The sequence below is a fragment of the Vibrio xiamenensis genome (genome assembly GCF_900100015.1).
Lineage (GTDB): Bacteria > Pseudomonadota > Gammaproteobacteria > Enterobacterales > Vibrionaceae > Vibrio > Vibrio xiamenensis.
Map to the genome: position 1 here is coordinate 1 of NZ_FNDD01000023.1, position 13,969 is coordinate 13,969.

Annotated in this window: 13 protein-coding genes and 1 pseudogene; 9 read left to right on the top strand and 5 right to left on the bottom strand. The window is 48.9% G+C overall.

The features are described 5' to 3' along the window. The 7 genes and pseudogenes from BLS03_RS25710 to BLS03_RS16835 all read left to right on the top strand — a co-directional run. Nucleotides 1-431 (top strand): annotated as a pseudogene (locus tag BLS03_RS25710) (electron transport complex subunit RsxC); the annotation flags it as partial. After that, nucleotides 431-1,477, top strand: coding sequence for an electron transport complex subunit RsxD (gene rsxD / locus BLS03_RS16810; RefSeq protein WP_093276578.1), 1,047 nt, complete (start codon nucleotides 431-433; stop codon nucleotides 1,475-1,477). The pseudogene BLS03_RS25710 and the gene rsxD, both read left to right, overlap by 1 nt. Nucleotides 1,478-1,480: 3 nt before the next feature. Next, complete coding sequence (gene rsxG, locus BLS03_RS16815; protein WP_093276581.1) at nucleotides 1,481-2,116, top strand: electron transport complex subunit RsxG; 636 nt, start codon at nucleotides 1,481-1,483, stop codon at nucleotides 2,114-2,116. After that, nucleotides 2,109-2,798, top strand: a complete 690-nt coding sequence (locus BLS03_RS16820) for an electron transport complex subunit E (protein ID WP_093276584.1) — start codon at nucleotides 2,109-2,111, stop codon at nucleotides 2,796-2,798. The genes rsxG and BLS03_RS16820 overlap by 8 nt, the downstream gene beginning before the upstream one ends. Nucleotides 2,799-2,851: 53 nt before the next feature. Continuing rightward, complete coding sequence (gene nth / locus BLS03_RS16825; RefSeq protein WP_093276588.1) at nucleotides 2,852-3,493, top strand: endonuclease III; 642 nt, start codon at nucleotides 2,852-2,854, stop codon at nucleotides 3,491-3,493. A gap of 9 nt (nucleotides 3,494-3,502) precedes the next feature. Beyond that, nucleotides 3,503-3,919 carry a lactoylglutathione lyase gene (gene gloA, locus BLS03_RS16830; protein ID WP_093276589.1) on the top strand — a complete coding sequence of 139 codons (417 nt, stop codon included), beginning with the start codon at nucleotides 3,503-3,505 and terminating at the stop codon, nucleotides 3,917-3,919. A gap of 125 nt (nucleotides 3,920-4,044) precedes the next feature. After that, entirely contained in the window at nucleotides 4,045-4,482 is a 438-nt protein-coding gene (locus tag BLS03_RS16835; RefSeq protein WP_093276592.1) for a DUF2753 domain-containing protein, read from the top strand. Nucleotides 4,483-4,509: 27 nt separating this feature from the next. On the opposite strand, the gene motY is transcribed toward BLS03_RS16835, so the two are convergent. Further along, a complete protein-coding gene (motY, locus tag BLS03_RS16840; protein ID WP_093276597.1) occupies nucleotides 4,510-5,382 on the bottom strand; it encodes a flagellar protein MotY in 873 nt (290 codons plus the stop codon). Nucleotides 5,383-5,571: 189 nt separating this feature from the next. On the opposite strand from motY, the gene rnt reads away from it, so the two are divergent. Continuing rightward, nucleotides 5,572-6,216, top strand: a complete 645-nt coding sequence (rnt, locus tag BLS03_RS16845) for a ribonuclease T (RefSeq protein ID WP_093276783.1) — start codon at nucleotides 5,572-5,574, stop codon at nucleotides 6,214-6,216. A 61-nt stretch (nucleotides 6,217-6,277) separates the two neighbouring features. Next, nucleotides 6,278-7,606, top strand: a complete 1,329-nt coding sequence (locus tag BLS03_RS16850; RefSeq protein ID WP_093276599.1) for a Na+/H+ antiporter family protein — start codon at nucleotides 6,278-6,280, stop codon at nucleotides 7,604-7,606. A gap of 87 nt (nucleotides 7,607-7,693) precedes the next feature. Here BLS03_RS16850 and sucD read toward each other — a convergent pair whose 3' ends face one another. From sucD to sucA, 4 genes are all read right to left on the bottom strand, one after another. After that, complete coding sequence (gene sucD, locus BLS03_RS16855; RefSeq protein ID WP_053395190.1) at nucleotides 7,694-8,566, bottom strand: succinate--CoA ligase subunit alpha; 873 nt, start codon at nucleotides 8,564-8,566, stop codon at nucleotides 7,694-7,696. Next, nucleotides 8,566-9,732 carry an ADP-forming succinate--CoA ligase subunit beta gene (gene sucC, locus BLS03_RS16860; protein WP_093276601.1) on the bottom strand — a complete coding sequence of 389 codons (1,167 nt, stop codon included), beginning with the start codon at nucleotides 9,730-9,732 and terminating at the stop codon, nucleotides 8,566-8,568. The genes sucD and sucC overlap by 1 nt, the downstream gene beginning before the upstream one ends. A gap of 196 nt (nucleotides 9,733-9,928) precedes the next feature. Then, entirely contained in the window at nucleotides 9,929-11,128 is a 1,200-nt protein-coding gene (gene odhB, locus BLS03_RS16865; protein ID WP_093276603.1) for a 2-oxoglutarate dehydrogenase complex dihydrolipoyllysine-residue succinyltransferase, read from the bottom strand. Nucleotides 11,129-11,157: 29 nt separating this feature from the next. After that, nucleotides 11,158-13,968: a 2-oxoglutarate dehydrogenase E1 component gene (gene sucA / locus BLS03_RS16870; RefSeq protein WP_093276605.1), complete on the bottom strand. Its 2,811-nt coding sequence runs from the start codon at nucleotides 13,966-13,968 to the stop codon at nucleotides 11,158-11,160. Nucleotide 13,969: the final 1 nt, after the last annotated feature.

The following is a 13,969-nucleotide window of genomic DNA, read 5'->3' on the forward strand; positions in this document are numbered from 1 at the left end:
CCGCGGTCGCTGCCGCCGTTGCACGCGCCAAAGCCCGTAAAGCAGAGAAACAGCAAAGCGCCGCCGACGCTGAGCCGCAATCGGAAGAGCAAGACGCCGACCCGAAAAAAGCCGCGGTCGCTGCTGCCGTTGCACGCGCCAAAGCCCGTAAAGCAGAAAAGCAGCAAAGCGCCGCCGACGCTGAGCCGCAATCGGAAGACCAAGAAACCGATCCGAAAAAAGCCGCGGTCGCTGCCGCCGTTGCGCGCGCTAAAGCGCGCAAAGCAGAAAAGCAGCAAGGCGCTACCGAAGCTGAGCCGCAAGCAGAAACTCAAGACACTGACCCGAAAAAAGCCGCGGTCGCTGCTGCGGTTGCCCGCGCCAAAGCGCGTAAAGCGGCACAACAACAAGCTAAACAACAACCTAATGATCAGCCTGAGGAGAATAAGTAGTGGCTTTTTTCATCGCGAGTTCCCCGCACGCGCATAATCGCCGTAGCACCGCCGATCTGATGAAATGGGTCGCTCTTGCCGCCCTACCTGGTTTGGCAACCCAAACCTACTTTTTTGGTTGGGGCACGATTATTCAGTTGCTGTTCGCCATCGTACTGGCAATGACGCTGGAAGGTTTAGTCATGCTACTGCGCAGACGTCATCCAATGTCGGCGCTGCGCGATAACAGCGCATTGGTCACCGCTTGGCTACTCGCTGTCGCGATACCACCACTGTCACCTTGGTGGCTGGTCACCATTGGTCTTATTTTCGCCATCTTGATTGCCAAACACCTCTATGGCGGTATTGGACAAAACCTGTTTAACCCTGCGATGGTCGCATACGTGGTGCTGCTGGTATCCTTTCCTGTTCAAATGACCAGTTGGGTCGCGCCAGCAGATCTTCAGCCTGCGCATATTTCTCTTGGCGATTCATTCTCGCTCATTTTTAGCGGTTTCAACCTTGATGGCATGTCTTTGCAGCAGGTACGCACCGGCATCGATGGCGTGACCATGGCAACACCACTCGACAGTTTTAAAACTGGCATTAAGGCCGGCCATACCGCGCAAGAAGTGTTAGCGAAACCGCAATACTCCGGGCTTGCCGGGGTCGGTTGGGAGTGGGTCAACCTTGCCTACTTACTTGGCGGGCTATTACTGCTGCGCCTGCGAGTCATTCATTGGCACATTCCGGTCAGTTTCTTAGTCAGCCTTGGCCTGTTTAGCTGCGCATTTTTCTTGTTTACGCCTGGTGAAACCGCATCGCCGGTGATTCACATGTTGTCGGGTGCGACCATGATTGGCGCGTTTTTTATTGCTACCGACCCGGTCTCGGCTTCAACCACCAATAAAGGGCGCTTAGTATATGGCGCTTTGATTGGCGCTTTGGTGTTTATCATTCGCAGCTGGGGCGGGTTCCCCGATGGCGTAGCGTTTGCAGTATTATTGGCAAACATGTGCGTTCCGATGATCGACTACTACACCAAACCTCGCACTTACGGACACTAAACGATGTTGAAAGCAATTCGAAAAAATGGTCTTACTTTGGCGCTGTTTGCTTGCGCCTCAACTGGGCTGGTTGCAATAACCAACGCGTTAACCGAAGATCAAATCGACCACCAGCAACAGCTGCAACTTAAGTCGATTTTGAGCCAAGTGATTCCTGAGTCGATGCACGATAATGATCTAACCAAATCATGTACACTGGTTGCAGACCCCATGCTTGGCACTCACCAAGTGATGCCGGTTTATATTGCAACCCGTAACGGCGAACCGACTGGGCTTGCGATCGAGTCAATCGCACCGGATGGTTATAACGGTGCCATCAAATTGATTACTGGCATTCGCGTCGACGGCACGATTTCAGGCACTCGCGTGTTATCTCATGCTGAAACTCCGGGATTGGGCGATAAAATCGACCTTAGAATCACCGATTGGATTTTAAGTTTTACCGGAAAAACCGTTACCAAAGATAACGAAGACAGCTGGAAAGTACGCAAAGACGGCGGGCAATTTGACCAGTTCACTGGCGCAACCATTACCCCACGCGCGGTCGTCAAAGCGGTGAAGAAAACGGTACAATACGTTCAAGCCAACCAGCAAAACATACTCAATCAACCTCTCGACTGTGGGAATGACCATGAGTGAAAATAGACAGCTTTTAAAAAATGGCATGTGGAACAATAACCCAGCGCTGGTACAGCTCCTTGGGTTGTGTCCATTATTGGCCGTTTCTTCAACTCTCACCAATGCGTTAGGGCTTGGTATTGCCACCACTTTGGTCCTGGTCAGCTCTAATGTGATTGTCTCTTTAGTACGCGATTATGTGCCAAAAGAAGTGCGTATTCCGGTATTTGTGATGATCATTGCCGCGCTGGTAACGTGCGTTCAACTGCTGATGAATGCCTACGCCTACGGGCTATTTTTGTCGCTCGGCATCTTCATTCCGCTGATCGTGACCAACTGTATCATCATTGGCCGCGCCGAAGCTTACGCATCGAAAAACGATCCGCTGCCTTCAGCCTTAGATGGCCTTTGGATGGGACTTGGCATGACCAGCGTCCTTGTAGTACTTGGCGCAATGCGTGAGATCATCGGCCAAGGCACCTTGTTTGATGGCGCCGATCTGTTACTTGGCGATTGGGCCTCAGCTCTACGCATCGAAGTGTTCCATTTCGATACCAGTTTTCTGCTGGCACTGATGCCACCGGGTGCCTTTATCGGCGTCGGTCTGTTGATTGCGCTGAAAAACGTTATCGACAAGCAAATTGCAGCCAGACAGCCAAAGGCAGAAAAACCCAATATCGAGCGGGTGCGGGTCACTAACTAGATTCGCTCGCACCTTTCACTCGCCATAATAAAAACACGGAAGCAGCCTTAAAAATGAACAACACCAAACGCGTTCAAATATTAGAGCGACTGAGAGAAAACAACCCGAATCCACAAACTGAGCTGAACTGGAACTCACCGTTTGAGCTTTTGATTGCCGTGCTGTTGTCAGCTCAGGCAACCGATGTTAGCGTCAATAAAGCGACCGATAAACTCTACGCCGTCGCTAATACGCCACAAGCGATTTACGATCTCGGTGTTGAGGGTGTGAAGGAGTACATAAAAACCATCGGCCTTTTCAACTCAAAAGCTGAAAATGTCATTAAAACCTGTAAAATTCTGCTGGAACAACACGGTGGCGAAGTGCCTGAAAATCGCGAAGCGTTAGAAGCTCTGCCAGGTGTTGGACGTAAAACCGCCAATGTGGTGCTCAATACTGCATTTGGCTGGCCAACCATTGCGGTCGATACCCATATTTTTCGGGTTTCAAACCGTACCAAATTTGCCATGGGCAAAAATGTTGACGACGTAGAAGAAAAATTACTTAAAGTCGTCCCGAAAGAATTTAAGCTCGACGTACACCACTGGTTAATTCTGCATGGCCGCTATACCTGCGTGGCACGTAAGCCTCGCTGCGGTAGCTGTATTATCGAAGACTTGTGTGAGTACAAAGAGAAAATTTATCCAGAAAACTAGGAGCAAATCATGTCAAACGGTCGTGTTCTACATACTATGTTACGTGTGGGTGATCTTGAGCAATCCATCAAGTTCTATACCGATGTCATGGGTATGAACCTTCTTCGTACCAGTGAGAACAAAGAGTACAAATACACCCTTGCGTTTGTTGGATATGGCGATGAGTCTGAAGGCGCAGTTATCGAGCTAACGTACAACTGGGGCACCTCAGAATATGACTTAGGCAATGCCTTTGGCCATATCGCGATTGGTGTTGACGATATTTACGCGACTTGTGACGCGATTAAAGCGGCAGGCGGTAACGTGACTCGTGAACCAGGCCCTGTCAAAGGTGGCACAACACATATTGCTTTCGTTAAAGATCCTAACGGTTATATGATTGAATTGATTCAAAACCGCCAAGCATCTGCCGGTTTAGAAGGGTAATTTCCCTTTACGAGCCTATAGAGAATTAAGAAAAGGATGGTTGAACCATCCTTTTCTTTTATGCTTTACTTGATAATAATTATCATTTAACATGTTTCCAACTTGCTTCACACGGAGTGGCAAATATGGGAATCCAAAACTGGGAAAAGCACACATTACTGGCTGATATCGCGCGTAAAGAGAATGACCATCTACGCAGTATCCTTCACTATCAACAAGCGTTGGCGGTCAGCGAAGAGTTGTCGGAATCGGTTGATATAGATATCGAAGATCGCTTGATGATTTCGGTCATTTCATGTCATAACCTAGCCAACTTTTGGCGCGGAGTCGGTGACAGCAGTTATGAGCTCAAGTACCTGCAACTCGCCTCGGAAAAAGTCTTAACCGTCGTGCCACAATGTCCAAATAACCAATGTAGCGCATTCATTGATTCCGTTGGCTGCTGCAAAAAAGCGCTGATTGAATTTATGAAGCGCCACCCAAACCCAACGATTGCTCGTTTGGTGCAAGACATTGATACCGCCACCAACTGCAACCTGATTGCTAAATTCAAACTCAATTAAAAAAGCCTGCGTTATGCAGGCTCTTTTCTATATTTGGGTTCGTCCAAGCGATATTACCACACGGCGGTTTTTGTCTTTGCCTATCGGTGAGGAGTTATCGGCCACCGGACGACGTTTACCATAGCCCTGCACTTGGATTCGATCTTCAGGCAATCCCAGCGATTTAAAGTATTTCTGTAACACTTGTGCACGTTGCTCGGAAAGGTCTTGGCTGACGCTTTTACTGTCGACGTTATCGGTATAGGTCGAGACTAATACCAAATCGATATCTTGATTGTAACGAATGTACTCGGCGATTTGCGCCAGACGTTTTTGCGACGCTTTATTAAGTTCGACGCTGCTACGGTCGTAGTGCAGAATCGTAAACGAAATATCTTCAAAACTGTAAGGCAGTAACTTGGCTATGCAATCACTAAACGCATTGTACTGCGGCTGAAATTGCACCGATGACAACGCCACTTCGATACGCTCATTGCGCCCTTGCCACTCTTGGTAACTAAAGGTTGGATAACGACCTTTTTCCAGTTCGGTTAAAATATTCCACGCCGTTTGACCGCCAATATAGCCATCAAACTGTTTAAAAAAGGTAATGTCGGTCAAGCGCTCTGCACTGTCACCCGGGCGCCAGGCTGGCGGCATTGAGACTAAAGTGACGTCACGAGTTTCACCCATTGGGCGGCGCATCTTGAGTTCAAAATCGAGATTGATCTTTTTGCTGGCATGGGAAGAAAATTCAGCATCACCAAAATTTGGAATCGAATGCATCAGCCGACACTCAAGCGGCGTGTCGGTAATCATCTTCCACGTCGATTGTTGTGGGGTCGCCACATAGTGGCGCTCCATTGCCACCGCAGGGCCTAACGCCCAAATTGGCAATGTTGCTGCAATCAGCACAGGCATTCGTGTTAGTCTTAATGTCATCTCTATTGGTACCGCTTAATTCGGCGACTTATTGCCGCTTGACGCATTTCTAGTGCCATGATGCAAGAATCCCGCCAACAACCGAAAAGCAGTTTCTTGCTGCTGGCAGTTTTTCTTGCTTTCAGAATCTGTAATAATGCCGACCCTGTCACATCAACTTGGACTCACATGACCGAAACCAATGATCAACTCGCGTTAAACAAGCGCTTTCGCGGTTATTTGCCTGTGGTTGTCGACGTCGAAACGGCAGGGTTTAACCCCAGCACCGACGCACTGCTTGAAATATGCGCCATCACATTGGCGATGGATGAAAACGGCGAACTTCACCCTGCCACTACTATGCATTTTCATATCGAACCTTTTGAAGGGGCAAACCTTGAACGTGAAGCGTTGGAGTTTAACGGAATCCTTGACCCATTTAGCCCATTGCGTGGCGCGGTCAGTGAAGAACATGCGTTAAAAGAAATCTACAAGCAGATTCGTAAAGAGCAAAAAGCCGCCAATTGCAGCCGAGCAATCATGGTCGCGCATAACGCCAATTTTGACCTAAGCTTTGTCAATGCGGCCAATGAACGTGCCAAACTCAAACGCGTGCCCTTTCATCCCTTCGCCGTTTTTGATACCGCTACCTTAAGTGGCCTCGCTTATGGCCAAACCGTGCTTGCACGTGCGTGTAAAGTCGCGGGAATGGAATTTGATAATAGAGAAGCACACTCTGCGCTGTACGATACCGAAAAAACTGCCGAACTGTTTTGCGGTATCGTCAACAAGTGGAAAGCCCTAGGTGGCTGGCCACTAGAAACTGCCGAATAACCAAGCTTGCTTAAAAATCGCTTAGTGAAAACATAGCGAACAAAAACGATTAGAGCCCAAAATGAACCCTGTTGTTATTTCTGTCTGTGTGATGTTGGTACTCGCCTTAATGCGCGTCAACGTCGTTGTTGCCCTGACTTTTAGCGCCATCGTTGGCGGTTTAGTTGCGGGTATGCCGTTGGTTGAGACCGTCTCAGCCTTTGAAAGTGGTCTTGGTGGCGGTGCAACCATCGCACTGAGTTATGCCATGCTTGGCACCTTTGCGGTGGCGATTTCAAAATCTGGAATCACGGATCTACTGGCGCGTAGCGTCATCAAACGCATTCATGGCAAAGAAGCCGGCGCCGCGACGACTGGCCTCAAATACACGGTATTGATTGCCCTGATTCTGATGACCATGTCATCGCAAAATATCATTCCGGTCCATATCGCCTTTATTCCGATTCTTATCCCACCACTGTTAGGCGTGTTTGCCAAATTGAAAGTCGACCGCCGCTTAATTGCGTGCGTTCTGACCTTTGGCCTGATCACACCTTACATGGTATTGCCGATTGGTTTTGGTGGCATCTTCTTAAATAACATCTTGCTTAAGAACTTGCACGACAACGGGCTCGCCCATGTTGACGCCAGCCAAGTACCGACCGCCATGCTGCTGCCTGCCGCTGGCATGGTGTTTGGTTTATTGACTGCCATTTTCTTTAGCTACCGTAAACCGCGTGAATACCAAGAAACCGACCTGACTCACGTTGACGCCAACCCAAGCCACGAACTGAATCGCAAGAATATTGTGGTTGCGGTGGTTGGGATCATCGCGGCCCTCTCCGTTCAGTTAACCACAGGCTCGATGATTGTCGGCGCGCTGGCGGGCTTCATGGTGTTCACTTTTGGTGGCGTGATTGCTTGGAAAGAAACCCATGATGTGTTCACTAAAGGCGTGCACATGATGGCGATGATCGGTTTTATTATGATTTCAGCGGCAGGTTTTGCCGCGGTGATGAAACAAACCGGCGGCGTAGAATCTTTGGTTCAAGCACTTGCCACCAGCATTGGTGACAATAAACCGATGGCGGCGTTATTGATGCTTGTGGTTGGCTTATTGGTAACTATGGGGATTGGTTCATCGTTCTCAACCATTCCAATTATTGCCACCATCTACGTTCCGCTAGCAGCCGCATTTGGCTTTTCGCCAATGGCAACGATTGCGTTAGTCGGCACCGCAGCCGCACTGGGTGACGCAGGCTCACCAGCGTCAGATTCAACTCTCGGCCCGACGTCAGGTTTAAATGCAGACGGCCAGCACGAACATATTTGGGAAACGGTGGTACCAACCTTTATTCACTACAATATTCCACTGATCGTATTTGGTTGGATTGCTGCGATGACACTGTAATTTCAGAATACTGGCGTTTCACTCTCATTTACTCCCACAAAAAAGGTCTGGCAATTGCCAGACCTTTTCGTTTTAAGCTTTGAGAAATTACCAGCCAGTCACTTCACGTAGACCTTGACCGATTTCAGCAAGCGACTTAACTGTCTTCACGCCCGCCGCTTCAAGTGCCGCAAATTTATCTTCAGCAGTACCTTTACCACCTGAGATAATCGCACCGGCGTGGCCCATACGTTTGCCTGGAGGCGCTGTTACGCCAGCAATGTAAGAGACCACTGGCTTAGTGACGTTTTCTTTAATGAACGCCGCCGCTTCTTCTTCTGCCGTACCACCGATTTCACCGATCATCACGATCGCTTCAGTTTCAGGGTCTTCTTGGAACAGTTTCAGAATATCAATGAAGTTTGAACCTGGAATTGGGTCACCACCGATACCAACACAAGTCGATTGGCCGAAACCTTCGTCAGTTGTCTGCTTAACCGCTTCGTAAGTCAACGTACCTGAGCGAGAAACAATGCCGACTTTACCTTTCTTGTGAATGTGACCTGGCATGATACCAATCTTACATTCGTCAGGAGTGATAACACCCGGACAGTTAGGACCGATCATGCGCACGCCAGTCTCTTCTAGCTTCACTTTCACGTCGATCATATCTGTGGTTGGGATACCTTCAGTGATAGTAACGATAAGCTCGATACCTGCGTCAATCGCTTCTAAAATGGCATCTTTACAGAAAGGTGCTGGTACGTAGATAACCGTTGCGGTTGCACCGGTCGCTTCCACAGCTTCACGGACAGTGTTGAACACAGGCAAACCTAAATGCGTTTGACCACCTTTACCTGGCGATACACCGCCAACCATTTGTGTACCGTAAGCGATGGCTTGCTCTGAGTGGAACGTGCCTTGACCACCAGTGAAACCCTGGCAAATGACTTTGGTGTCTTTATTAATAAGTACCGACATTATTTGCCCTCCGCAGCAGCAACAACTTTCAGCGCTGCGTCAGTTAGCGACTCAGCAGCAATGATATCAACATCAGAATTGGCAAGAACTTCGCGACCTAAGTCTGCGTTGGTTCCTTCCAGACGAACCACAACCGGTACATTTACGCCAACTTCTTTCACCGCACCGATAATACCTTCTGCGATCATATCGCAGCGTACGATACCGCCGAAGATGTTAACCAATACCGCTTTGACGTTGGTATCAGAAAGGATGATTTTGAATGCTTCTGCTACGCGTTCTTTGGTCGCGCCGCCGCCCACATCAAGGAAGTTTGCAGGTTTGCCGCCATGCAAGTTAACGATGTCCATCGTACCCATCGCAAGACCAGCACCGTTCACCATACAGCCAACATTGCCATCAAGTGCTACGTAGTTAAGCTCCCACTGCGCAGCGTGCGCTTCACGCTCATCTTCTTGTGAAGCGTCGTGCATTTCGCGCAGTTTAGGCTGACGGTAAAGAGCGTTAGAGTCGATGTTAATTTTGCCATCGAGACAAAGCAGGTTGCCTTCGCCAGTAATCACCAGCGGGTTGATCTCAAGCAGCGCAAGGTCGTACTGCGAGAACATAGTGCCAAGACCCATAAAGATCTTCACAAACTGCTTGATTTGATCGCCTTGAAGGCCAAGTTTAAACGCCAACTCACGACCTTGGTAAGCTTGAGGGCCTACGAGTGGGTCAATTGCCGCTTTATGAATAAGTTCAGGTGTCTCTTCTGCGACCTTTTCGATCTCGACACCACCTTCTGTTGAAGCCATGAAAACGATCTTACGGCTCGCGCGGTCAACAACCGCACCTAGGTATAGTTCGTTAGCAATATTGGACGCTTCTTCAACAAGAATTTTAGAAACTGGCTGACCGTTTGCATCTGTTTGGTAAGTAACAAGGTTTTTGCCAAGCCATTTTTGTGCGAATTCACGGATGCCATCTTTGTTGTCATGCAGTTCTACGCCACCCGCTTTACCGCGGCCACCAGCGTGTACCTGACATTTAACAACCCATTTTTCTCCGCCGATTTTACCTGCTGCTTCCGCCGCTTCTTGTGGCGTATCGCACGCGTAACCTTCCGGTACAGGCAAACCGAATTCTGCAAACAGCTGTTTGGCTTGATATTCATGCAAATTCATTGTGTTATTCCGTAAGTTTATCCCTTAGGGGATTTATTATTTCCATTGAGCTCAAAGGCGAGCTTATGATTTACGTCTGTAGGGTGCTTCTCAAATTCAGTCGTCAATACGACTCAAATGAAGGCCAGAAGTTGAGCTATCTAGCCAGATAAAGTTTGCAGAGACTAACCTCCTGTTAGCCCCTGCGCACTTTGAATTACACGTCTAGAAGTAGACGTGCTGGATCTTCTAGCAATTCTTTGATCGTTACCAAGAAACCAACTGACTCACGGCCATCGATAAGACGGTGATCATAAGACAGCGCCAAGTACATCATCGGCAGAATTTCGACTTGGCCATTCACCGCCATCGGGCGATCTTGAATTTTGTGCATACCCAAGATTGCTGATTGCGGTGGATTGATAATTGGCGTTGACATCAGTGAACCGAACACACCACCATTAGTGATGGTGAAGTTACCACCCATCAATTCATCAACTGTCAATTTACCGTCACGACCTTTGACTGCAAGCTCTTTGATACCTTTTTCAATATCTGCAAAACCTAAAGTGTCGCAATCTTTCAACACAGGCGTCACCAAACCGCGTGGGGTTGATACCGCCATGCTGATATCGAAATAATTGTGGTAAACAATATCACTGCCATCAATCGAGGCGTTAACTTCAGGGAAACGTTTTAGCGCTTCAGTCACAGCTTTAACGTAAAACGACATAAAGCCAAGGCGAATACCATGACGCTCTTCAAATGCATCTTTGTATTGCTTACGCAGATCCATAATCGGTTTCATGTTTACTTCGTTAAATGTCGTCAGCATTGCTGTGCTGTTTTTCGCTTCCAATAGACGATTCGCCACTGTTTTACGCAGGCGCGTCATTGGTACACGTTTTTGGCTTCGAGCCGTAGCAGGCGCGGCAACTTGCGCTTCTTCTGCTTGAGCTGGCTTGTTGGCCAAGTGCGCTTCAATGTCTTCGCGAGTAATACGACCGCCCACGCCAGTGCCCTTAACTTGGCTTGGCTCTAAGCTGTGCTCAGCCAATAGGCGGCGTACAGCTGGGCTTAATGCGTCATTGCTTTCTTCAGTCAACGTCGCTTTGTGGCGCTTGTCTGGCGAAGATTGCGATTCTGCGGTGGTGTCTTTAGTCGGCTCACCGGCAACAGCGCCAGGCTTAATTTTCGCAAGCAGCTGTTTAGAAAGTACCGTGGCACCTTCTTCTTCCAAAATGGCTTCGAGGACACCCGCTTCTGGAGCTGGGACTTCTAAAACAACCTTATCGGTTTCGATATCAACTAAGACTTCATCACGCTCAACCGCATCACCTGGCTTTTTGTGCCAAGTGGCCACTGTCGCATCTGCAACCGACTCAGGTAAGTCTGGAACCAGAATTTCAATTGTCATATCTGTTTCATCCTTTTTACTTCTAGTTCTTAATCTAGGGTCAGAGCGTCATCAACCAACGCTTTCTGTTGTTTCAAATGTACTGACATATAACCGACCGCTGGAGATGCCGACGCTGGGCGACCTGCGTATTTCAGTTCTGCGCCAGTTGGAATCGCTGCGCGGAAATTGTGTTGGCTGCTGTACCAAGCCCCTTGGTTCTGAGGCTCTTCCTGACACCAAACATAATCGACCACATTGGTGTATTTTGCGATAGCGGCTTGAACATCTTCCAATGGGAATGGATAAAGCTGTTCAATACGTACGATCGCAACGTCGTCTTGTTCGTTATTGCGGCGCTGCTCAAGTAGGTCAAAATACACCTTGCCTGAACAGAATACGACGCGTTTGACTTTATCAGCCGGCAACTCATCAACTTCAGGAATAGCGGCTTGGAAAGTGCCTTCAGCCAAATCTTCAATCGTCGACGTACACATTGGATGACGCAGGAGCGATTTCGGCGACATGACAATCAATGGGCGACGCATTGGTCGCACCACTTGGCGACGAATCATGTGGTAAACCTGAGCCGGCGTGGATGGCACCACGACCTGCATGTTTTGCTCTGCACACAGCTGCAAGTAGCGCTCAAGACGCGCAGAAGAGTGTTCTGGGCCTTGGCCTTCATAACCGTGCGGCAGCAGCATGGTCAAACCACATAAACGTGCCCACTTCTGTTCGCCAGATGAAATAAATTGGTCAACCACCACTTGTGCACCGTTGGCGAAATCACCAAACTGCGCTTCCCAAATGGTTAGGCCGCCTGGCTCTGCTGTCGCATAGCCGTATTCAAATGCCAGTACCGCCTCTTCAGACAATACTGAGTCAAACACTTCAAACGGACCTTGCTTATCATGGATGTTGCAAAGAGGAATGTAAGTGCTGGCATCGGTTTGGTTGTGCAGTACCGAGTGACGGTGGAAGAAAGTACCGCGTCCAGAATCTTGACCAGAAATACGGATGCGCTTGCCATCATCGACTAAGGTTGCGTAGGCCAAGGTTTCAGCCATACCCCAATCGATGCCTTTCTCGCCGTTCATCATCGCTTTACGATCGGTATAAAGCTTGTTAACTCGGCTTTGCAGCTTGTGACTTTCAGGATACTGGCAGGTGCGGTTACCCAGTTCGATAAGACGAGTTGTATCGAACTTATCGGCCCAAGCGTCGTTCCACTCGTGACCAAGATATGGTGACCAGTCAACCGAGTGCATCGCCATTGGGCGCCACTCTTTGACCACGACTTCACCACGATCCAATGCGTCACGATATTCATTTACCAACTGAGTAGCGGTTTCAATATCGCTTTCACCGCGCTCCATCAACACATCTGCGTACAGCTTACGTGGTGTTGGATGCTTTTTGATCTTTTGGTACATCAGCGGTTGAGTCGCGTTTGGCTCATCCGCTTCGTTGTGACCGTGGCGACGGTAACAAACCAAATCGATCACCACGTCACGTTTAAATTCGTTACGGTAATCGAGCGCAATACGAGTAACGAATGCAACCGCTTCTGGATCGTCCGAATTCACGTGGAAAATCGGCGCCTGTACCATTTTAGCAATGTCGGTACAGTACATGGTGGAACGGGTATCTTTTGGATTTGACGTGGTAAAACCAACTTGGTTGTTCACCACGATACGTACCGTACCGCCAACTTGGAAACCGCGCGCTTGGGACATGTTAAATGTCTCAGCCACCACACCTTGACCCGCAATCGCCGAGTCGCCGTGAATGGTGATCGGTAGCACTTTGCTGCCGTCATCGTCGCCTAGACGGTCTTGACGTGCACGTACCGAGCCCATAACTACTGGGTTAACGATCTCAAGATGCGACGGGTTAAATGCCAGCGCCAAGTGAACGTCGCCGCCAGCGGTGGCAAAGTCAGCAGAGAAGCCTTGGTGATATTTAACGTCACCAGTCCCCCAAGTTTCATCATGTTTGCCAGCAAACTCGTCAAACAGATCTTGTGGTTTCTTACCCAATACGTTGACCAACATATTGAGACGACCACGGTGCGCCATACCAATAACCACTTCACGCATGCCGCTAGAGCCAGCGTGGCGGATTAATTCTTTGGTCATTGGAATCAGAGCGTCGCCACCTTCAAGAGAGAAACGTTTCGCACCTGGGAACTTAGCACCTAAGTAGCGCTCTAGCCCTTCAGCTGCAGTTAACTCTTCTAGGAAGGTGTTCTTTTCTTCTGCTGTAAAGGATGGTTGACCAACGACCGATTCAAGACGTTGTTGAATCCAACGTTTTTGTTCGGTGTCCGTCATGTGCATATATTCTGCACCGATCGAGCCGCAGTAAATCTTATTTAACGCAGTATGGATATCTTTGAGCGCCATCGTCTCTTGGCCAATGGCAAAAGAGCCGACGTTAAAGGTTTCTTCGGAATCGTCTTGGGTAAGATTATGAAATGCTGGGTCTAATTCCGCCACAGGAGGACGAATCCATAGACCTAAAGGATCTAATTCAGCTGCTTCGTGACCGCGGAAACGGTACGCGTTGATCAGCTGCAGGACTTTTACTTGTTTCGCATCGACATCAGGATCACTAACTTGGACACTGTAATGCTTTGTCTCTTGTGCGAGTCTCCGGAAGTAGTCGCGTACACGTGAATGCGGCTGTTCAGCTACATTTTCTGAGTTCTTAGGTAACTCATCAAAAACACGTATCCACTCCTCACTTACCAGGTCGGGGTCACTGAGATACTGTTCGTAGAGATCTTCTACGTACGTTGCATTGGCGCCAGCCAAGTGTGAAGACTCGAGCCATGCCTTCATCACGCCGTTGTGCATA